General features: G+C 58.4%; 19 protein-coding genes and 1 tRNA gene. 13 read left to right on the top strand and 7 right to left on the bottom strand.

The window, feature by feature from the left end:
• Positions 1-92 precede the first annotated feature (92 nt).
• Together HQL98_02185 and HQL98_02180 are read right to left on the bottom strand one after the other, a co-directional pair.
• A complete protein-coding gene (locus HQL98_02185) occupies positions 93-1,205 on the bottom strand; it encodes a TIGR03088 family PEP-CTERM/XrtA system glycosyltransferase (GenBank protein MBF0270871.1) in 1,113 nt (370 codons plus the stop codon).
• 3 nt (positions 1,206-1,208) lie between these two features.
• A complete protein-coding gene (locus HQL98_02180) occupies positions 1,209-2,420 on the bottom strand; it encodes a TIGR03087 family PEP-CTERM/XrtA system glycosyltransferase (GenBank protein ID MBF0270870.1) in 1,212 nt (403 codons plus the stop codon).
• A gap of 129 nt (positions 2,421-2,549) precedes the next feature.
• Here HQL98_02180 and HQL98_02175 point away from each other — a divergent pair, with 129 nt between their 5' ends.
• Both HQL98_02175 and HQL98_02170 read left to right on the top strand, forming a co-directional pair.
• Positions 2,550-3,947 (top strand): ATP-binding protein, encoded by a 1,398-nt coding sequence (locus HQL98_02175; protein ID MBF0270869.1) that lies wholly within the window; start codon positions 2,550-2,552, stop codon positions 3,945-3,947.
• The gene (locus tag HQL98_02170) at positions 3,944-4,492 is read left to right on the top strand and encodes a hypothetical protein (GenBank protein ID MBF0270868.1); all 549 of its coding nucleotides are present in this window, start codon (positions 3,944-3,946) and stop codon (positions 4,490-4,492) included. Before HQL98_02175 ends, HQL98_02170 begins: the two co-directional genes overlap by 4 nt.
• On the opposite strand, the gene HQL98_02165 is transcribed toward HQL98_02170, so the two are convergent.
• The gene (locus HQL98_02165; protein ID MBF0270867.1) at positions 4,487-5,188 is read right to left on the bottom strand and encodes a M48 family metallopeptidase; all 702 of its coding nucleotides are present in this window, start codon (positions 5,186-5,188) and stop codon (positions 4,487-4,489) included. The genes HQL98_02170 and HQL98_02165 overlap by 6 nt on opposite strands.
• A gap of 96 nt (positions 5,189-5,284) precedes the next feature.
• Here HQL98_02165 and trpB point away from each other — a divergent pair, with 96 nt between their 5' ends.
• Positions 5,285-6,517, top strand: coding sequence for a tryptophan synthase subunit beta (gene trpB / locus HQL98_02160; protein ID MBF0270866.1), 1,233 nt, complete (start codon positions 5,285-5,287; stop codon positions 6,515-6,517).
• A gap of 8 nt (positions 6,518-6,525) precedes the next feature.
• The gene (locus HQL98_02155) at positions 6,526-7,326 is read left to right on the top strand and encodes a tryptophan synthase subunit alpha (protein MBF0270865.1); all 801 of its coding nucleotides are present in this window, start codon (positions 6,526-6,528) and stop codon (positions 7,324-7,326) included.
• A gap of 46 nt (positions 7,327-7,372) precedes the next feature.
• On the opposite strand, the gene HQL98_02150 is transcribed toward HQL98_02155, so the two are convergent.
• Positions 7,373-8,662, bottom strand: a complete 1,290-nt coding sequence (locus tag HQL98_02150) for a hypothetical protein (GenBank protein ID MBF0270864.1) — start codon at positions 8,660-8,662, stop codon at positions 7,373-7,375.
• Positions 8,663-8,800: 138 nt separating this feature from the next.
• On the opposite strand from HQL98_02150, the gene HQL98_02145 reads away from it, so the two are divergent.
• From HQL98_02145 to HQL98_02105, 9 genes are all read left to right on the top strand, one after another.
• Positions 8,801-9,460 (top strand): ribonuclease D, encoded by a 660-nt coding sequence (locus HQL98_02145; GenBank protein ID MBF0270863.1) that lies wholly within the window; start codon positions 8,801-8,803, stop codon positions 9,458-9,460.
• A complete protein-coding gene (locus tag HQL98_02140) occupies positions 9,456-10,937 on the top strand; it encodes a putative DNA binding domain-containing protein (protein ID MBF0270862.1) in 1,482 nt (493 codons plus the stop codon). The genes HQL98_02145 and HQL98_02140 overlap by 5 nt, the downstream gene beginning before the upstream one ends.
• 506 nt (positions 10,938-11,443) lie before the next feature.
• Complete coding sequence (locus HQL98_02135; GenBank protein ID MBF0270861.1) at positions 11,444-11,677, top strand: hypothetical protein; 234 nt, start codon at positions 11,444-11,446, stop codon at positions 11,675-11,677.
• 92 nt (positions 11,678-11,769) lie between these two features.
• On the top strand, positions 11,770-12,981 hold the full coding sequence (locus HQL98_02130; protein MBF0270860.1) for an NnrS family protein: 1,212 nt from the start codon (positions 11,770-11,772) through the stop codon (positions 12,979-12,981).
• Between the two features lie 21 nt (positions 12,982-13,002).
• On the top strand, positions 13,003-13,740 hold the full coding sequence (locus tag HQL98_02125) for a hypothetical protein (GenBank protein MBF0270859.1): 738 nt from the start codon (positions 13,003-13,005) through the stop codon (positions 13,738-13,740).
• A 16-nt stretch (positions 13,741-13,756) separates the two neighbouring features.
• Complete coding sequence (locus HQL98_02120; GenBank protein MBF0270858.1) at positions 13,757-14,953, top strand: PAS domain-containing protein; 1,197 nt, start codon at positions 13,757-13,759, stop codon at positions 14,951-14,953.
• On the top strand, positions 14,950-16,389 hold the full coding sequence (locus HQL98_02115) for a sigma-54-dependent Fis family transcriptional regulator (protein ID MBF0270857.1): 1,440 nt from the start codon (positions 14,950-14,952) through the stop codon (positions 16,387-16,389). The genes HQL98_02120 and HQL98_02115 overlap by 4 nt, the downstream gene beginning before the upstream one ends.
• Positions 16,390-16,470: 81 nt before the next feature.
• A tRNA-Asn gene (locus HQL98_02110) sits at positions 16,471-16,546 on the top strand.
• Positions 16,547-16,878: 332 nt separating this feature from the next.
• Positions 16,879-17,340, top strand: coding sequence for a tRNA (cytidine(34)-2'-O)-methyltransferase (locus HQL98_02105; GenBank protein MBF0270856.1), 462 nt, complete (start codon positions 16,879-16,881; stop codon positions 17,338-17,340).
• Positions 17,341-17,578: 238 nt separating this feature from the next.
• Here HQL98_02105 and HQL98_02100 read toward each other — a convergent pair whose 3' ends face one another.
• From HQL98_02100 to HQL98_02090, 3 genes are read right to left on the bottom strand one after another with little or no spacing between them, the layout of a single operon-like run.
• Entirely contained in the window at positions 17,579-18,577 is a 999-nt protein-coding gene (locus HQL98_02100) for a DsbA family protein (protein MBF0270855.1), read from the bottom strand.
• Positions 18,574-19,005 (bottom strand): type II toxin-antitoxin system RatA family toxin, encoded by a 432-nt coding sequence (locus tag HQL98_02095; protein ID MBF0270854.1) that lies wholly within the window; start codon positions 19,003-19,005, stop codon positions 18,574-18,576. The genes HQL98_02100 and HQL98_02095 overlap by 4 nt, the downstream gene beginning before the upstream one ends.
• A gap of 31 nt (positions 19,006-19,036) precedes the next feature.
• Positions 19,037-19,465, bottom strand: coding sequence for a type II toxin-antitoxin system RatA family toxin (locus tag HQL98_02090; protein ID MBF0270853.1), 429 nt, complete (start codon positions 19,463-19,465; stop codon positions 19,037-19,039).
• Positions 19,466-19,563 lie beyond the last annotated feature (98 nt).

Here is a 19,563-nt window from a genome sequence, read left to right as displayed (position 1 = left end):
CCCGTGCGGGCAGCGACAATGGGTTCATGCGGGATGGTTCAGGGTTCTTTTGAGAATAGCCCCACCGACGGTAAAAATCAAAAAGAGAATTGTCAAGAATCTTGATCTTTCGTAACCAGGAACCCCTCGAACAATTTTTGATAGGCCCCGATCATCCCTTCCAGGGAGAAGCGGGTGGCCACCCGTTGGCGTCCGGCCAAGCCATGGAGGCGGCCTTGGGTCGGATGCAAAAGATAGTCCAGCATCGCTTCCGCCAGGGCCTCCGGGTCGTTGGGGGGGACGAGATGGCCGGTGTGGTTTTCGATCACCAGATCCGGCACCCCCCCCACCCGGGTGGCCACCACCGGCAGCGCCACCGCCATGGCTTCCAGCAGGGTCAAGGGGGTTCCTTCCGCCTTGGAGGGCAGGACGAACAGGTCGAAGCCATGCAAAAAGGGCAGCACGTCGGTTTGCCAGCCGGTGATTTGCAACCGATCCGTCAGGTGGCAGCGGGCGGCCAGGGCTTCCACCGCCGGACGTTCCGGACCATCCCCCACGATCACCAGACGCACCGGCGCTTCAGGCAGACGTTGACACAACCGCTGAAAGGCCCTCATCAGGTTGAGATGATCCTTGATGGGCCACATCCGTCCCACGGTGCCGATGGTGAAAGGGCCGGAGCGGGTCTCTTCCGGCTGATCCGGTCGGGGCGGGGGCAGCGGCACCCCGTTGAGAATCGGATGGATCTTGCGGGGGGGAATTTTGACCGTGTGACGCATCCAGCGTTCCAGATCCCCGGAGACCGGCACAAAGGCATCCACCCAGGGGGTGAGCAGGCGGCGCAGCAGCAGATATTTGGCTTTGGTGCCATCCGGATCGTGGGTGTCGCGGCCATGTTCGGCGTGGATGAAACCGGGTACTCCCGCCAGTCGGGCGGGAATGGCCGCTTCCAACGTGGCGAGATTGCAGGCGTGGACCAGATCCGGTCGCCACGCCCTCAAAAACCGCCAGAGCCGGACCCAAACCGCCAGATCCTTTCCCGGTTTTTTATGCAGGGCGTGAAACGTGACCCGGGGATGGTGGATCCGATGGCGAAAGGAGGTGATTTCCGTCAGGCTGATCACTGCGTGCTCGAACCGCTCCTGTGGCAGACCGTTGACCAGATTGGCCACCACGGTCTCCAGTCCGCCGATGTCGAGGCGATGGACCAGATGGGCGATGCGCACGGCTCAACCCGCCACCGCGGCCAGGGCGCGGGCCAGATTGTGTTCCCAGTGGTAGTTGCGTTGCATCGTTTCCCGTCCGAGGGGACCGCAGGGAGGATGGGTGCCGTCTTCGTCCCCGCCGGAGAGCAGATCCGCGGCTTTGGCCCGGAGCGCTTCCGGCGTGTCCGCCACCCAGCGGGCCAGGGGCGGATCGTGACGGATCCCCTCCATGGCCTTGGAGGTGGCCAGCACCGGTTTGCCCAGGGCCATGGCTTCCAGCACTTTGTTCTGGATTCCCTGGGCGATGCGCAGGGGGGCCACCGCCGCTTTGGCCCAGAAGATCCAGGGGCGCACATCCGGCACATTGCCCGTGACCGTTACGCCCGGAATGGATTGCAACTGCATCACCTCCGGAGTGGGGCGTCCTCCCACGATCACGAAACGGGCCCGGGGCAGGGTGCGCGTCAGGGGGGCGAACACCTCGCGGGCGAACCAGCACACCGCGTCCACATTGGGCCAGTAGTCCATGGCCCCGGTGAAGACCAGAGGCAGATCGCCGGGCTGGTAGGGATCCGGATAGGGTGTGTCCGGGGAAAAATAGTCCAGATCCACGCCGTTTTCCCAGAATCCGATCTTCGCGGCGTACTCGGGAGCCTGTTCCCGGAACAGTCCGGCTTCCGGCTCGCTGACAAAGAGGACGGCATCGAAACGGGCGGTGATGGCCTGTTCGGCTGCCAGCAGGGTGCGGGCCTCCCGTCGGTAGAGCCAGCGGGCCAGCCCGGAGCGTCGTTTGGCGTACTGGGCCCATTTGGCCGAGTCCACATCCACGAAATCCATCACCCGGCGGATGGTCGGATCGATCTCCTCCACGAACTGGGCCGGGGCCGCCGAATAGACCACCACCCGACGGATCGGATGCCTGTGAAGCATCTCCGCCACCCAGCCCCGCATGTCGGGATGGTCATAGTAGGGCAGCGTCAGCGCCTCGCCGGTCACCAGGCCCCGCAGGGCGCGCAGTTTGGCCCGCCAGGGATCCAGCCGCACCAGTCGGGTCTCCCCGCGACACATTCCGGCCACGGTGGCGGCGTGGGTTTCATCCGCGGCGTCGTCCACGAAGGCCCCCAGATGCACCCGATAGCGCGCAGACAGCGCCCGCAACAGATGATACGAGCGGATCTTGTCCCCCTTGCGCGGCGGATAGGGGATGCGGTGGGCCAGAAAGAGCAGATCGTCCATGACGACAGAGTTTGCCCAAAAAATCCGGTGGGGGGAAGGGGTGGTCTTCAAGAGTTTGTGTGGACATGGCTTTCTTGTTTTATTATACTGGTTTCCTGGGTAATGGTTGATTTGCAGGGGTGATGCGCCATGAAGATTTTTTTGAATGATTTGGGTGTGCTGAAAATTGCTGATTTTGAGATTGGCGATCTGACCATTATTTGTGGAAAGAACAATACAGGGAAGACCTATGCGGTCTATGCTTTCTATGGATTTCTGAAACTGTGGCGCCAATTCATAAAAATAACCTTCGACACGCGTCATATCGATTTGTTAATGAAGCAAGGTTCAACAAAGATTGATTTGCAGAAGATCAGTAAAAATGTCGGAGTGGCGATTCAGAATGGATGCCAGGGTTATTCGAACAGTCTTCACAAGGTCTTTGCTTCTCGTCCTGAGCGTTTTTTAGGTTCTCAGTTTAGGTTGGAGATTGCGGAGAGTGCAATCCGGTTGGACCGGGCCTTTGAGAAAAATTTTAAATCCAGTACGAAAGATTTGATCCGTTTTTGGAAAAAGTCCAATGAAACCACTCTTGAGATTTTCTGGTTGCAAGAAGGGGAGCAGAAAACTATTTCTGTTCAAGCGATGCAGGGCATGATCAACGATGCGCTGTTGGATCTGTTTCTTTCTCCTGTGTTGCCATCGGTCTTCATGGCCAGTGCGGAACGAACCGGGGCGGCCATTTTCTTGAGAGAGTTGGATTTTGCCCGCAATCGGCTTTTGGAACAGATGGGTAATATGGGAAAGGATTTGGATGTGTTTGAATTGATGAAGAAAGCGTATAATTATTATCCATTTCCGGTTACAGATAATGTCGATTTTACAAGAGATTTTGAGAGTATTGTCAAGAATGACAGTTTTTTGGTAGAGAAGCATCCTGATCTGTTGGCGGATTTTCATGCGTTGATTGGTGGTGAGTATCGTGTCGTGTCAAGCGAATTATACTTTGTGCCGCAGAAAAATCGTGCCAGCCGATTGACTATGAACGAAAGCTCCAGCGCGGTTCGATCCCTGCTTTCCATTGGCCTGTATTTGCGCCATTTGGCCCAGCCTGGTGAAATGCTTATGGTGGACGAGCCGGAAATCAATCTTCATCCCGAAAATCAGCGTCTGTTGGCGCGTTTGTTTGTGCGCCTCGTGAATTGCGGGATCAAGGTATTCGTGACCACGCACAGTGATTATTTGATTAAGGAGTTGAATACATTGATCATGATGAATCATCTTGAAGAGTCGTTGCGGGTGCTGGTGATGACGAAACATGGTTATCATCGCGATGAGCTTTTATCTGTGGATCAGATACGGGTTTACAATGCCGGTCCGGCATTGACGTTGCTACCGGGTAATTCTAAAAGAAGTCGTGTGAATACCTTTACTGCTGCTGATGTCAGCGCGATGCTTGGTATTGAGGTGAAAGATTTTGATGAAAGCATTTTGAAGATGAACCGAATTCAGGAGGAAATCCTGGAATTTGGAGTGGATCTCGCATGAAATTTGAGGCTCTTGGTAAAATCTGCAAGATTGAGCGAGCGCATCAACGTTGCCTTGAAGTGTTTGAAATGGATGTATCAACTCTGATGAAAAAGGTAGTTATTGAAGGTTTGCAGACCGATGAGTCGATTCTGTTTTTTGCAGATGTTGGCAAAAGATTTACCCAATATCTGTTGGATGGTACTCATCAGAAAGTTTGTGATGCTGTTATTATGACAACTTATAATGGAGAAGATTATTTGGTTTTTGTCGAATTGAAATCGACATCTTTTGATAATGGTGATATTGTGAATAAATTTGTAAGTTCATCCTGTTTTTTAGACTATTGCCATTGTATTTTAAAGCGGTTTTATGATGCATCGGTTCTGGATGGTCTGAAGAGGAGATTCGTTGTCTTTTGTTTGGCAAGGGAACCACTTCTTCCTAAAAAGCCGACACGGCCTCTTGTCGCAACACCTCGAAAACCCAATCATACTCCTCAAGAATATAGAGAAATCGAGTGTACACAGTCTGGTGAGCGGGTTGCAATCAAAAAGCTCTTATAAGATCTGATGATGCCCAATCCGTGCCCGCTTCAGCTCCCCCCGCAACCGTTCATACTCCGGCAGCACCGCTCCCACCCTGGCCCAGAAGGCCGGGGAGTGGTTCATCTCGTGGCGGTGGCACAGTTCATGGACGATCACGTAGTCCACCACCCGGGCGGGCAGCAGCATCAATTGCCAGTTGAGACTGATGGCCCCTTTGGACGAACAGCTTCCCCAGCGGGTGGATTGGCCGCGAATGGTCAGTTTGTGGACCGTGACCCCCATCCCCTCGGCCCAGAGGCGCAGACGGGTGGTCAGATGGGTATGGGCCTGTTGGCGATACCACCGTTCCAAGGTGGCCTCCAGCCCGTCCGGGGTCAGGGGGGCGGGGACGTGCAGGATGGAGCCTGCCCGTCGCACCCGGGTGCCGTCGGCGACCACCCGCAGGGTCAGTTGTTCGTTCAGCAGGGTCAACAGGGCGCCGTCCGCCAAGGCGGGACGTTTTTCCAGGGCCGCATGCCGGGTGGACAGCAGCCAGTCGGCCTGCTCCCGAATGAACCGCTCCACCAGGGGCGTGCCCATGCGTAACGGGGCGCGGGCCTCGATGACACCCGCGGCGGTCACGCGCAGACTCAGGCGCGTGCGCAGGGGATGGCGCACCAGGGTGTAGGGCATGGCGTGGTCGCCAAGATGCAGGATGCCGGTTGCAGGGGCCATGGATTTATGTCGTCCACCGTTCTGGAACACTTCCGCACCAACCGTCGAACCGCTATAGTAGCCCACTCGGCGTGACGTGTCACTTGGGAGCAATGCATGAAAACCGGCTATTTTGGCGACTTCGGCGGGGCTTTTATCCCGGAAATCCTCCACGAGACGTTTCAGCGTCTGACCACGGCCTACGAAGCGGCCCGGGGGGATCCGGAGTTCTGGAACGCCTACGTCCGCCTCATGGAAAACTACTCGGGACGCCCCACGCCGTTGACCTTCGCGGAGAACCTGTCGCAACGGTATGGACGGCGGGTCTACATCAAACGCGAAGACCTCAACCAGACCGGCGCCCACAAGGCCAACAACGTCATGGGCCAGGGACTGCTCATGAAACGCATGGGCAAACGTCGGGTCATCGCCGAAACCGGAGCCGGTCAACACGGCATGGCCACCGCCACCATGGCCGCCCGCATGGGCTTCGACTGCGTGATCTACATGGGGGCCGAGGATGTGGAACGACAACGTTCCAACGTCTTCTGGATGGAACGGCTTGGCGCCAAGGTGGTGCCGGTCACCTCGGGTTCCCAAACCCTCAAGGACGCGGTCAACGAGGCGTTGCGGGATTGGGTCGGCAGTATGGACGATACCCATTATCTGCTCGGCACCGCCTGCGGCGCCCATCCGTTTCCCGCCATGGTCTCCTGGTTTCAATCCATCATCGGCAGCGAAGCCCGCGGTCAGATCCTGGCCGCCGAAGGGCGTCTGCCCACCCATGTCTATGCCTGCGTCGGGGGCGGCTCCAATGCCATGGGGATCTTTCAGGGGTTTTTGGACCATCCGGAGGTCAACTTGGTGGGAGTCGAGGCCGGTGGACAGGGACTGGCAACCGGTCGTCACGCCGCCCGTCTGGCTTCCGGGGCGGGCACCGTCGGCATGGCCCAGGGTTACAAGACCTTCTTCCTCCAGAACGCCGATGGCCAGATGCGCGATACCCACTCCGTGGCCGCGGGTCTGGACTATGTGGGCGTCTCGCCGATTCTGGCCCATCTGCACACCACGGGCCGGGTACGCTTCGAGGCGGCCACCGACGTCGAAGTGGTGGCCGCGTTGCAAGAGTTGATGCGGGCCGAAGGGCTGATTCCGGCTTTGGAGTCCAGTCATGCGGTGGCCCAGGCCCTCAAGGAACTGCCCACCCTGCCGGATGAGGCGGTGGTGATCATCAATCTTTCCGGACGGGGCGACAAGGACATCTTCACCATCGCCGACGCCCTCGACGATCCGGGTTGGCGCCGCTTCATCCGTCACAAGGCTGCCAGCTATTCCACCATCGAGGAGTGAACACCCGGATGTCTCATACCACCCTGGAACCCTTCATCCGTCAGCGCCTTGCCCGGCGGACCGCCGACGGGCAACTGCCCATTCTGCTCATGTCCCATCTGGTGCTGGGTTATCCCTCCCTGGACGAAAACCGGCGGGTGATCGATGCCATGGCCGCCGCAGGGGTGGAATTGATGGAGCTGCAAATCCCCTTTTCCGAACCCATCGCCGATGGACCGGTCATTGCCCGCGCCAATCAGGCGGCCTTGGATCAGGGCTTTCAGGTGGCCGAAGGATTGGCCTTCGCCGCCGAATGCGTGCAGCGTCATCCTGATGTGGCGTTTTTGATCATGACCTATGGGAATATTCTCATGGCCTACGGGGTGGAACGGTTCATCCGGCGGGCCGCCGAACTGGGGGCGCGGGGATTGATCATTCCGGACTGGCCCCCCCAGGAGGCCGCGGAACCCATGGCTTGGTGTCGTCTGGAGTCTTTGGACTGGATCCAGTTGTTCACCCCCACCTCCACGGATGAACGGTTGAACCAGATCGGTCAATGGGCCGCAGGGCTGTGTTATTGCGTGGCCCGCAAGGGGGTGACGGGTACCCGTACCGATTTCAACAGCGCATTGAATCATTTTCTGGGGCGTTGCCGCATGGCCACCACCGCCCCTCTGGCGGTGGGATTCGGAGTGCGTACCCCGGAGGATGTTCGTTCCCTGACGGGTCAGGCGGAGATTGCCGTGGTCGGCACCGCCGCCTTGGAGATCCATCTGCAAGACGGAGCCGAGGCGGTCGGTGATTTTTTCAAGGGGTTGCGTTCGGGGTGAGACCGTCCGCGGGCCGAGACTTGCCCAGCAGAGAGTCTGGATGGCCTTACAACCCCTTGGCCAGGGCTTCCCGGGCCGACATGGCCGGTTTTTGCGACTCCGGCACTTCGCCGAGCATGTTGTAGATGATCCACTCGTAGCGTTGTTTGGCCTCGCGTATGGCCGTGTCCGCCGTGGCCTGCATCTTCGAGAGCTTGAAATAATCCCCCCCCAGCAGCCGCAGAGCCTGAATGGCCGACAGCTTCTTGGCGATGCCGCAGGCCAGAATCTGTTTGCCGACAGGGTGGTTGATGCGTTGGTAGGAGGCCTCCAGTTGCATGGGATCCCCCTGCTGGACAATGCCCCAAGTGAGGATTTTTCCGGCCATGGAGTTGGCGCGCATCATGCGGGCGGCCTTGGCCATGAGTTTGGGACGGTTTTTGTCTTTTTCGTCCAGGCTGCGTTGTACCAGTTTGGCGGTCAGGATTTCGCCGGCGTCGGTGTCGTCGGTGACATATTTTTCCAGCAGGGTCACCAGGGAGGCGGTATCCGCCAGTTTGGTGAGGGCCACGGCCAGGATCGCCGTGGCTTTGGCGTTGCCCTTGGTGGCCGTGAGGGAACGAACCAGGGGTTCGATGGCGATTTCTTTGCGGTTGACGATTCCGGTGGCCAGAATGGTGGTGCCCGGGGAGTCGTTGGCCATGAGCTTGATGGCTTCGAGCATTTGTTCCATGGTGCCGCGTCCCATCACTTCCATGGCCCAGATGATTTCCGCCTCGGGCTGGTTGGGGGGCGCCGTGGCGATGGCCCGGATCACATGGTTGATGGTGCCTTGTTCCGCCACGCCCATGGCCAGTGATTTCATCGCTTCCGGGCTGATGGTGGCGTGACGCAGACCGTCGATCAGCGGATTGACCCCCTTGTGGGAGACGATGCCATGGGCCAGGGCGTTGACCAGTTCCACATCGTTGGTCACTTTGGACATGGCGTCCACCATGTGGAAGGCTTTGACTTCCTTGTGACGCAGAATTTCGGCGACCATGGTGCGTACCTGAGCCGGTTCCTCCTGGATTTTTCCCAGGGTTTCGAGCATTTTTTTCAGGCGGCCTTCCTGGATCACCCCTTCCACATCCACGGAGGGTTTTTTTTCCTCTTCGTAGTCGGAGGACATGCCTCCGCCTCGCCGTCCCCCGGTGCCGCCTTTTTGGTTCGGGGCGTTGACGGGTGTGTCGCTGGCTGCGACGAAGCGATGGTCCAGGTTGTCCAGGGCTTGACGCGCGTTGTCTCCCAAGGCGTCCGACAAGGTTGCGCGGATTTTCGCCAACTGTTCGTTTGTGTAAAGATCCCGTTCCGCCATTTTGTCGTATCCTCTTTTTTTGATTTGCAAATTTTGACACGCACACCTGGATTCCGACCAACCGCTTGCGTTATTCTAACATCATATCGTTTCCCGAGGATACCCACTCCATCATTTTTTCCACGGAGCTTGAATCACATGACCACCCAACACGCCCCGAATGCGGGTCCGTTGCCCGGCCAGGCCGTGGTATTGCTCGATGATCTGGATCCCGAGCGTCAACGTTGTTACCTGGAGAGCCGTTATCTGGCCATCGACACCGAAACCATGGGATTGAAAACCCGGCGGGATCGTCTGTGTCTGGTGCAGATGTGCAACGAGGCGGGAGTGATCACCCTGGTGCAGACCCGTTCTTTCCAGGCGCCGCGCCTCAAGGAGGTTTTGGAGTCCGACCGGGTGGAAAAAATTGCCCATTTCGCCCGTTTCGACGTGGCCGCTGTGAAACATTGGCTGGGGGTGGAGATCCAACCGGTCTTTTGCACCAAGATCGCCTCGCGGCTGACCCGCACTTTCACGGATCGTCACGGCCTCAAGGATTTGGCCTCCGAGCTGCTCGGCATCGAGATGAACAAGGAACAACAATCCTCGGACTGGGCCGCCGAACACCTGTCGGACAAACAGATCGCCTACGCCGCGTCGGATGTGATCCATCTGGTGGCCCTCAAGGCGCGTCTGGAGGCCATGCTGCAACGGGAAGGCCGGCTGGAACTGGCCTTGGCCTGCATGCGTTTTCTGCCCCAGCGGGTGGCGTTGGATCTGGCGGGCTGGGAGGAGGAGGATATTTTTGCCCACCATTGAAAACGCAAACAGGCCAGACGCGGGTCGGGAACGTGACATCGACCTGATCAACGATCTGCGGGCCTTGCCGAACGAAACCCCCTGGGTCGAATTCAAGCAGGACAATACCCATCCCGAGATGATCGGCAGGCTTGCCTCCGCTCTTGCCAACTCCTGTCGGCTGGAGGATCGGGAGCGCGCTTATGTGCTGTGGGGAATCGACGATTCAACCCATCGGGTGGTGGGTTCTGCGTTTGATCCCGATGGTGGCAAGGTGGGCAACCAGGGGCTGGCGATTTGGCTGAATCAGGCGTTGCAGTCCAGTGTCGCTTTTCAGTTTCGGGTTGTGGACCATCCGGATGGACGGGTGGTCATTCTGGAGATCCCGCCCGCTTTGCTGGCCCCGGTGATGTTCAAAGGGACACCTTTTATTCGTATCGGCAGCGCCACGACGAATCTGACGGATCATCCGGTTCATTATCACGCCTTGATTGAGCGTTTGCGTCCATATACCTGGGAGCATGGGATGGCTCAAGGGTATGTCACGTCTGAGGAGGTTCTGGATCTTCTGGATGATTCCAAATACCTGCAATTGACCGGTCAACCGCGTCCAGACAGTCGCGCTGGAATCTTAGAGCGATTGGAAGCCGATCGCCTGATCGGTCGGGATGCGGGCGCGCGTTGGAATATCACCAATCTTGGTGCTATTCTGTTTGCACGGGATATGAGGAAATTCGATCCTTCGTTGGCGCGCAAAGCGGTGCGTTTCGTGGCGTATGACGGGCGTGACAGAACCAGGACCGTCACCCACAGGCGGGATTGGATTCAGGGTTATGCGGCCGGTTTTGAGGAGTGGGTAGGATACCTTAATGGATTGCTGCCCCAAAACGAGCATATCGGTCAGGCATTTCGGGAGGAGCATCCTTTGTTTCCCGCGTTGGCCATCCGGGAATTGCTGGTGAACGCCTTGATCCACCAAGACATGACCGTGAGTGGAACCGGACCGTCGATTGAGTTGTTTTCGGATCGAATCGAAATCACCAATCCGGGCAAGCCGCTCATGCAAGCCGATCGCATGATTGATCTGCCTCCCAGATCCCGGAACGAGAGTTTGGCTGCCTTGATGCGTCGCATGCGTCTGTGCGAGGAGCAGGGGAGTGGTTTGGACAAGGTGATCGCGCAAGTCGAGCTGTTTCAATTGCCGCCGCCATTGTTTCGTGTCGGCGAGGATTCCATGCAGGTCGTTCTTTATGGACCGCGTTCTTTTGCCGACATGACCCAGGATGAACGGATTCGGGCCTGTTATCACCATGCCGTATTGAAGTGTCTCAGCGGTGATCGCATGAAGAACGCCACCTTGTGTGAGCGGTTTGGCATCGACAAGAAGAATGCCGCCATGGCATCCGGGGTGCTCCAGAAAGCCTTGGCGGCCGGACTGATCAAGCCGGCTGATCCCGAGCACCCCAGAGCCGGATATGTTCCGGCCTGGTGGGCATAATATGCCGATTTCTGGTGCGGGTTGTGATGGCGTTTTTAGGGTTGCGTTGGGAAGTGGGCTGTCCGGGCGGTTGGTGATGGCAACCGGGCTGTTTGGGATTTCAAAAAGCGTCATGGCCTCCGTCCCGATCGCCTGCTTGGTTGGATATTTCTTGATCGGGTTTTGATTGACGTGCGGGCAGGATGGCATATGTGTATGTTTATTGTTTTGATATCAAATAGATGCTTTTGATCTGGAGCGGGATTTTTTCTTGATCGGGTTTTGATTGGTTGCGCCTGGTGTGGTTTTGGCGTTGTGCGGATGGCGGGTATGGGGGTCCAGGTGTGATCTTGGAATTTTGACAACCCCATCTGCCGCATTCTTGTCAAGTCGGGTTGTTTGCAGTGAATGTTTGGTTGGAATCTCCATTGGCATGCATGTTGCTTTGAGTATATCCATCGGTCGTCGGATTTTCCGGGCCGATGGTGAACTTGAAACCCAACCTCCTGATCGTGAGGAGTCGCACCATGGACATTCTGAGCGCCGCCGGATTCTTGATTCAACGGGCCGTGCAAACCGCCACCCAACTGCAACAACAAAACCGCGAAAAGGAAGCCAGAACCGTCGCAGCCCAGAGCCGGGGGGAAAAGAGTGGCGCGAGCATCGGTGATCCCGTGGTTTCCCAGGTGCGTTCCTCGGCCTATCGGGTCACCCTCTCCGCAGCGGCCCAGCAACGTCTCTCCATGAATACCGCGGCCTGATCGTTCCAACGGGGGCTACCGGATGACCTTCCGGACCCCTGGAATGATATGCCGGGTTTCCCGGGCAAAAATGACCCACGTGGGAGAGATGCTTGAAACTTTTTCCCCGTCTGGCCGGTGGAACGGAACCCATGACCCCCTTGGGGATCCTGTTGCTCCAGGGGTTCCGGATTTTTTTCACCCTGGCCGGAATCTGGTCCGTGACGGCCATGGCCGCTTGGTTGGCCTTTCTGGCCGGGTGGATCCCTCTGCACAGCCCCTGGTCCGTGATCCAGCTGCATGGCCATGAGATGCTGTTCGGCTTCACGTCCGCGGCGGCGGCGGGTTTTCTGCTCTCCGCCACGCCAGTATGGTCGAAAACTCCTCCTTTGACCGGATTGCCCCTGAATGCGTTGGTCATCGCTTGGCTGCTGGGGCGGGGGGCCGCGCTCCTGGGTTGCTGCCTCCCTCCCTGGGTCCAGGCTGTGGCCGATGTGGGTTTTTTTGCCGGTTTTCTTTATTTCCTGACGCCCACCTTGTGGTTTACCGGCAATCGGGTCCATCGCATTTTTCCGGTGCTGGTGGCGCTGATGGCTGTCGGTGACCTGCTGACCCATCTGGAAGCGTTGGCCTGGACCCGGGAGAGCGCCCGGACCGGGGTGATGCTCGGGGTGAATGCCATCGTTTTCTTTCTGGCCATGACCGGTGGCCACATCATGCCCATGTTCACCCGGGACGCCCTGAAAGCCCGTGGCGAGGATCCCTCTTTCGCCATTTCCCCCCCTTTGGAAATCGCTGGAGCCGTTACCCTGACCCTGGTGGTGCTGGCGGATCTGTTCTGGCCCGTCGAAAACGGCGCAGGCTGGATCTTTCTGGCCGCCGGAAGCGTGCAGGGGGTGCGTCTGGCCCGCTGGCATGGACACAAGACCCTCGGAACACCATTGCTTTGGGTGTTGCATCTGGGATACCTTTGGTTGGTGGCGGGATTGCTGTTGCGGGGTGTGGCCCGGCTCACCGGTCTGTTGAACGACACCACCGCCGTACACGCCTTGACGGTCGGCGCCATGGGACTGTTCACCCTGGGGATCATGGCCCGCATCGCGTTGGCCCATACCGGTCGTCCCTTGAATAATCCATCCCGGGTTTTGACTGGGGCGTTCCTGATCATGACCGGAGCCGCTCTGGCGCGGGTTTTTTGGGTGTCCGGGGCGCCCGAAACCGGGATTTGGCTTGCCGGGGGGTTGTGGATCGTTGCTTATCTGTTATTCTGCAGGATCATTTTACCCATTCTGTCCGCGCCGCGACCGGATGGCCAGGCCGGATGATCCGGATCAAGGTGAATGCTCATGAGCGATCAGGTATACTATAAAGTTTTGGGGGACGATGGCGTCTGTTGTCACGGGGGGTCGGGTCGCTGGAATACCGACGGCTCCTGGATGCCGGTTGTCCATGGTGGATTGTCGCCGTGTGTGCGCGGCTATCATCTGTGTCGCGCCGCGGATCTGGTGGAGTGGCTCGGGCCGGTGATCTGGGTGGCCGAAGGCAGGGGCAAGTCGTTTCTTTCCGGGCAGTATCAGATCTTCCAGGAGGCCCGGCTGGTCCATCCCATGGAAGGATGGAACCCGACCGTGGCGCGGGAGTTCGCGGTGGTGTGCGCGGAGCGCGCCTTGCCGGTGTTGGAAATGGCGCTGCCTGAAGAGACCCGGGTGGGTGAGGCGTTGGCCAAGGCCCGGGAACTGCTGGAAAACAGCGGGAATGTGGCGGAGGCCCAATGGATCGCCGCCGGCGCCTGGAGTGCCTCCCGTCTGGTGGACGGGGCGGCCCGGGATGCGGCCATTGCCGCTTATGGCGCGCTTGCCTGGAACAGCGCGGGCATGGCTGCCTGGGCGGCTGCGGGATCGGCCCGTTCGGCCCTGGCCGCGGCGGCCTGGGAGAGCGCCATGGCCGAGGCCAAGGCGCAGGGGATTCATCCCCGGGACGCGGAGCGTACCGCCAATGGTGTCTCCGCGGCCACCCTGAACGCCGAGCGGGCTTGGCAGACGGCTCATCTGTTCACGCTGTTGAAGCCTCCGGTCGGGGAATAGGCGGGGAGAGCCGATCATGAAACCGGGGGCGCGTCATCCGGGGGGAGACGCTTCCGGCAAACGGAAGTCTCCGCGGGGGGGCAAACAACCGGAGCATATTTTTCAGGATTCCCCGGATGTGATCCTGACTGTGGATCGCAAGCGCCGTATTTTGTTCATGAGTCGTCCCATGAATGGTCCTGCTCCGGCGGAGATGATCGGACGGGATGTCACGCTGCTGGTGCCGCTGTTGGTGCGTCCCTGGTTTCGTCGGGCCATTCGGGGGGCGTTTCGTGCCGGTGAGGGGAGCCGGTTTCAATACCCCACCGAGGACGCGGTCTGGTGGGAGATGCGTTTGATTCCCCGTCCGGGTCGGCAGCGGGTGGACGAGGCGTTGATCATCGCCACCGAAGTCACCGAGGCGCGCATTCTCCAGGCCCGGACGATCCGTCATGCCCGACTCGCCACCATCGGCGTGTTGGCCACCAGCATTGCTCACGAAATCAACAATCCCAACAATGCCATCCTGTTCAACGCCTCGTTGCTGGCCCGAAGCTGGCAAGACGCCACGCCGATTCTCGACGAGTATCGTCTGAACAACGGGGAGTATGCCCTGGGGGGGTTGCCTTTTGACGAGGCCCGCGCCGCCTTGCCCGGCTTGATCGAGGAGATTCGTCTCAACACGTTGCGGGTCAAAAGCATTGTCGAGAATCTCAAACATCTGGCGCGACGGGATGCAGAGAGTCTGCACGAAGTTTTCGACCTTCAGGAACCGTTGCAGGCGGCGTTGATGATCCTCAACCACAAGATCCGCAAGCATACGGATCATTGTGAGTTGTGGTGCGTCAAGGGCGGGGTGACGGTGCAGGGCAACTCCCGTCAGTTGGAGCAGGTGTTCATCAATGTGATTCTCAACGCGTTGCAGTCGTTGCCGGCGCGGAGTCGTCAGGTACGGATTCGCGCCGGTTTGGAAAACGACGCGCCGGATGCGGAGCGGGTGGTGGTCACGGTGGCAGATCAGGGGAGCGGCATCGCCCCCGAGCATTTATCCCAGTTGACCGAGCCGTTTTTCACCACCCGTGGGGCCAACGGGGGTACGGGACTGGGGTTGTCCATTTCGGCGTTGATTGTGCGCAATCATGGTGGCACGATTCATTTTGCCGCCAACGCGGACCAGGGCACCACGGTCACGATCCATCTGCCCCGTCATCGTCCTCCCGGAGCTGTCCCATGAACGCCCTCGCCTTGCCGGAAGAGCCTTTGATCGTTTTGGTGGACGATGATCCGTCGATCCTGATATCCGCCTCTTTTGTGTTGCGTGGCGCCGGGGTGGGGCGGATTGTCACGTTGGAAGACAGTCGTGCGTTGTTGCCTTTGATGGAGCGGCAGGAGGTTTGTGCCGTGGTGTTGGATCTGGTCATGCCGCATTTGTCCGGGGATGTGTTGTTGCCGCGTCTTGTGCAGCGTCATCCCGAGACGCCGGTGATCGTGATGACCGCCACCGACGAGGTATCCACGGCGGTCGGGTGCATGAAGGATGGGGCTTTTGATTTTCTGGTGAAGCCGGTGGAGGAGAACCGGTTTGTGGCGTGTGTGCGCAAGGCGTTGGAGTGGCGGGGCTTGCGGCGTCAGGTGGGGGCGTTGAAGCGTTCGTTGCTTTCCGGACGGTTGGAGCATGCCGACGCATTTGCATCCATTGTGACGGTCAGTCCCAAGATGCGGGCGGTCTTTCAGTATGTGGAGTCCATCGCGCCCACCACCGAGCCGGTGTTGATCACCGGTGAGACCGGGGTGGGCAAGGAGTTGATCGCCGAGGCGATCCATCGGGTCAGTGGTCGGAGTGGAGAATTGGTACCGGTCAACGCTGCCGGGTTGGATGACGCGTTGTTTTCCGATACCTTGTTCGGTCACAAGAAGGGGGCCTATTCGGGGGCCGAGGAGAACCGTACCGGATTGATCGCCAAGGCGACCCGGGGGACGTTGTTTCTGGACGAGATCGGTGATCTGGGGCAGGGTTCCCAGGTGAAGTTGTTGCGTCTGTTGCAGGAGCGGAAATATTATCCTTTGGGTTCCGACGTGCCGCGGGTCAGCGATGCCCGGATTTTGTGTGCCACCCATCGGGATCTGGAAGGGATGATGGCCGAGGGGCGGTTTCGTTCGGATTTGTATTTCCGGTTGCAGGTGCATCGGATCGAGGTGCCGTCGTTGCGGGAGCGGTTGGAGGATATCGTGCCTTTGGCGCGTCATTTTCTGGCCGAGGCGGCTCAGAGTCTGGGTCGGGAGATTCCCGAGACTCCGGCTGGTTTGTTTGCCTTGTTGGCTTCGGGGCATTATCCGGGCAATGCCCGGCAGTTGCGCGCCATGATTTTTGATGCGGTGGCGCGGGCTGGTCCGGGGGAGGTTTTGCCCATGGAGGCGTTGCGCAAGTCGATTCGGGCCAATGTGGGGGGTGTGGCGTTGGTTTCCGAGCCGATGGTGATGGAGGGGAGTGGATGGTTTCGCGGGGTGACGGGTCGTTTGCCTACGTTGAAGGAGGTGGAGTTTGATTTGATTGTCGAGTCCATGCGGCGTGCGGGAGGCAATCAGGGGGTGGCGGCCAATTTTCTTGGGATTTCCCGTCAGGCGTTGAATCAGCGGTTGCGCAAGAAGAAGGAGGAGTTGGAGGAGTGAGGCGTTTGCGGATCAAAAATGAATCCTTTTGAAAATAGTGCTTGACTTGCACTGCGTGATCCATTATTTTTTCGAGCTCATTCCCCGGTAGCTCAGTTGGTAGAGCAGGTGGCTGTTAACCACCTTGTCCCTGGTTCGAGTCCGGGCCGGGGAGCCAGATTCAAAAAAAGCACTTGGCCCATTCGGTCGAGTGCTTTTTTTTGTCCATTTTCCAACTATTAACCTGTTAAACCTGTTAAAACTATTAAAAAAAAAGAGCGGGTCTGGGAGATTCCTCTCCCAGGGTTTTGCCTTTGCTTTTCAAGCGCGCTTTACAAACAAGCTTTTTTCGCGCCGTTTGCGAAAAAAGCGCAGCGCGCAGCCTTGCAGGTCTGGTCTGTTTTTCGTTTTTTGAAAAACAGACCAGACCGTACCTTGCCCCCCAACCAAAGCGTGCGAACTTCCTGGCCTCCATCCCCCTCAACGATTCTGGATCCGCCTGTGTTACCCTTGCGTATCGTCCTGCACCAACCCGAAATACCCCAGAACGCCGGAGCGGTGTTGCGTACCTGCGCGGCGGCGGGGGCGGAGTTGCATTTGATTGGCCCCTTGGGATTTCGTCTGGACGCGGCGGGGGTGCGGCGTGCGGGCATGGACTACCGGGAGTGGGCCACGGTGCGACGCTGGAACGACTGGAGTGGCTTTCAGGGGCAATTGCCTCCGGACGCACGCCTGTTTGCGGCCACCACCAAGGCGACCCGGACTCATGTGGAGTATGCGTTTGCACCGGGGGATTGGTTTTTGTTTGGTTCCGAGGGGAGCGGTTTGCCGCCGGAGTTGCTGGCGGCGTTTCCTGACCGTCTGTTGCGCATTCCCATGCATCCCAGGGCGCGGAGTTTGAATCTGGCTCAGAGTGTGGCGGTGGTATTGTATGAGGCTTCCAGGCAGGTGGGGTTTGGGGGGCTGGTGTGAGAGGGAGCGGGGGATTGGTGGGTTTTGGGGGCGGTTTTTTGGGGGGCGGTTTGGGATTTGGCGATACGCGGCATCCGTTTTTCAAAAAGCGAAAAACGGATGCCGCCAAGGCTGCGCGCTGCGCTTTTTTCGCAAACGGCGCGAAAAAAGCTTGTTTGTAAAGCGCGCTTGAAAGGCAAAGGCAAAACCCTGGGAGAGGAATCTCCCAGACCCGCTCTTTTTTTTCAATAGTAAGTGCTTACTTTTTCTCTTTTTCTTTTAATTCTTCGTCGATCACACTCTTGAACTTGTCAAAAGGCTGAGCTCCCACCACCCGCACCCCATTGATGAAAAAGGTCGGCGTACCCGTGACACCCAACTTCTTGCCCTCGGTCAAATCCGTGGTGATCCGCGCATTGTGCTTGCCACTCTCCAAACACTTGTCAAACGCCGCTTGATCCAACCCGACACTCTTGGCCGCCTTCTTGAGATCCGGAACGTCCAGATTGGTCTTGTCCTCGAACAACAAATCATGCATGGGCCAGAACTTGCCCTGATCCGCCGCACACTGGGCCGCTTCCGAAGCCTTGGGCGCCTTGGTGTGGAACGGCAACGGATAATGACGGAAGACCATCCGGATCTTGTCACCATACGCTTCCTGCACCTTTTTCAAGGTGGCTTGCGCACGCCGACAATAAGGACACTCGAAATCGGAAAACTCAATGATGGTGATCGGCGCCTTCACATCACCCTTGGATAAATCCTCCGGCCCCGTCACCGTGAAACGCGGCGCCTTGAGCAGAATCTCCGGCTCATACTGCTGCAACAATTTGCTCAGAACCTTGCCCTCGGCCTCCTTCTTGGCCTCGTCCAACAGATGCTCCTTGACCTGCTCTTCCAAACCGGCACCGTTGTTGGGCAACTGATCCTTGTTTTTCTCGATGAACGCTTTCACCTCGGCGTCGCTCGGCGCGGGCACGTTGCCCATCAACTTCTCCACCACCTGCTCCGGCGCGACCTTGTCCGCCGCACCCTTCACCGTGAGAATGTGCTCCAAAACCATCTCCCGGATCTTGGTCTCCCGCAACTCGTGAATCTTGACAGCCAGAGCGCGATCCACCTCCTCCAAGGAGAGCGACCAACTCCCCACCTTGGCCACAGGTTCGGCCTGGACCGCCGGCGCGAGCAGCATCAGACACACCGCTCCCAAAGGCGCCAAAGACCAACGTGGGTGGATACGACTTTTCAAGAGGTTCATTTCCGATAGATCTCCATGGCTCGTTGTTTGAATGCTTCCACCATCCGCTTGGAGGCCTCCCCGAACAAAGGTCCGAGGGTCAAATCCAACAGACGGTTCTTGAATGAAAAGGCAATGAAAAAATCAATCCGCGTCCCCTCGTCCGCCGGCGAGAAACGCCACTCGCTCTCCAGATCGCGGAAAGGACCGGATACCAGTTGAATCGTGATCCGCTCGTTGGGCACGATCCGGTCCTCGGTGTGGAAGGTTTCTCGCAACCCCTTGAAGGCGAAAGTCATTTCTGACATAAAATGATCATCGCGTTCATCGTATTTGCGGGATTTGACAATCCAGGGAATAAACTCGGGGTAACGGTTCATGTCCGCGACCAGAGTGTACATCTGTTCCGGCGTGAACGGGACCAGGGTGGTGGAAGTATGTCGGGCCATGAGCGTCGTGGATCTTTATGGGCTGGAAGGGTTAACGGTAAACGACAGCCGCACGGGCTTTGAAGGCCTCAAGCATGCGTCTGGAGGCTTCGGAAAAGACCGGCCCCATGATCATTTCCTTCATGCGGCTCTGAAAGCTGAAATCGATGAAAAAATCCACTCGGGTTCCCTTGGGGTCCGGCGCGAAGGTCCAAATGCTGGCCAGATATTTGAAAGGTCCATCCTTGAGGTTGATTTCGATGCGTTTGCCCGGATCCACGATGTCCAGAGTGCGGAAGGTCTCCCGGATGCCCTTGAAAGAGACCGTCATTTCGGCCATGAACTGAGTGGGGGTCCGGTCCCAGACCCGGGTTGTGGCGCACCAGGGGAGAAAATCCGGATACCGCTCCACATCCACCACCAGGGCGTACATTTGCTCCGGGGCAAAACGGACCGTTTCACTGATGCGTATGCGGGGCATGGCTTGACACCGATTTTCCGGGATCCGAGTTGTGGTTGAGGGGAGATTCCAATATGCTCGCTCCAGAAAAAAGATCCATGATGTTCCCAAAGCCGAAC

Source organism: Magnetococcales bacterium (genome assembly GCA_015231755.1).
Classification (GTDB): Bacteria; Pseudomonadota; Magnetococcia; order Magnetococcales; family Magnetaquicoccaceae; genus Magnetaquiglobus.
The sequence above is the reverse complement of the archived record's forward strand: the minus strand, read 5'-3'. Positions and strand labels throughout refer to the sequence as shown.

Excerpts from the sequence above, each read along its gene's own strand:
- HQL98_02175 (MBF0270869.1), top strand. The coding sequence starts at position 2,550 with ATGAAGATTTTTTTGAATGATTTGGGTGTGCTGAAAATTGCTGATTTT.
- HQL98_02125 (MBF0270859.1), top strand. The coding sequence starts at position 13,003 with ATGAGCGATCAGGTATACTATAAAGTTTTGGGGGACGATGGCGTCTGT.
- HQL98_02120 (MBF0270858.1), top strand. The coding sequence starts at position 13,757 with ATGAAACCGGGGGCGCGTCATCCGGGGGGAGACGCTTCCGGCAAACGG.
- trpB (MBF0270866.1), top strand. The coding sequence starts at position 5,285 with ATGAAAACCGGCTATTTTGGCGACTTCGGCGGGGCTTTTATCCCGGAA.
- HQL98_02170 (MBF0270868.1), top strand. The coding sequence starts at position 3,944 with ATGAAATTTGAGGCTCTTGGTAAAATCTGCAAGATTGAGCGAGCGCAT.
- HQL98_02100 (MBF0270855.1), bottom strand. The coding sequence starts at position 18,577 with ATGAACCTCTTGAAAAGTCGTATCCACCCACGTTGGTCTTTGGCGCCT.
- HQL98_02090 (MBF0270853.1), bottom strand. The coding sequence starts at position 19,465 with ATGCCCCGCATACGCATCAGTGAAACGGTCCGTTTTGCCCCGGAGCAA.
- HQL98_02150 (MBF0270864.1), bottom strand. The coding sequence starts at position 8,662 with ATGGCGGAACGGGATCTTTACACAAACGAACAGTTGGCGAAAATCCGC.
- HQL98_02095 (MBF0270854.1), bottom strand. The coding sequence starts at position 19,005 with ATGGCCCGACATACTTCCACCACCCTGGTCCCGTTCACGCCGGAACAG.
- HQL98_02115 (MBF0270857.1), top strand. The coding sequence starts at position 14,950 with ATGAACGCCCTCGCCTTGCCGGAAGAGCCTTTGATCGTTTTGGTGGAC.
- HQL98_02165 (MBF0270867.1), bottom strand. The coding sequence starts at position 5,188 with ATGGCCCCTGCAACCGGCATCCTGCATCTTGGCGACCACGCCATGCCC.
- HQL98_02180 (MBF0270870.1), bottom strand. The coding sequence starts at position 2,420 with ATGGACGATCTGCTCTTTCTGGCCCACCGCATCCCCTATCCGCCGCGC.
- HQL98_02155 (MBF0270865.1), top strand. The coding sequence starts at position 6,526 with ATGTCTCATACCACCCTGGAACCCTTCATCCGTCAGCGCCTTGCCCGG.
- HQL98_02145 (MBF0270863.1), top strand. The coding sequence starts at position 8,801 with ATGACCACCCAACACGCCCCGAATGCGGGTCCGTTGCCCGGCCAGGCC.
- HQL98_02135 (MBF0270861.1), top strand. The coding sequence starts at position 11,444 with ATGGACATTCTGAGCGCCGCCGGATTCTTGATTCAACGGGCCGTGCAA.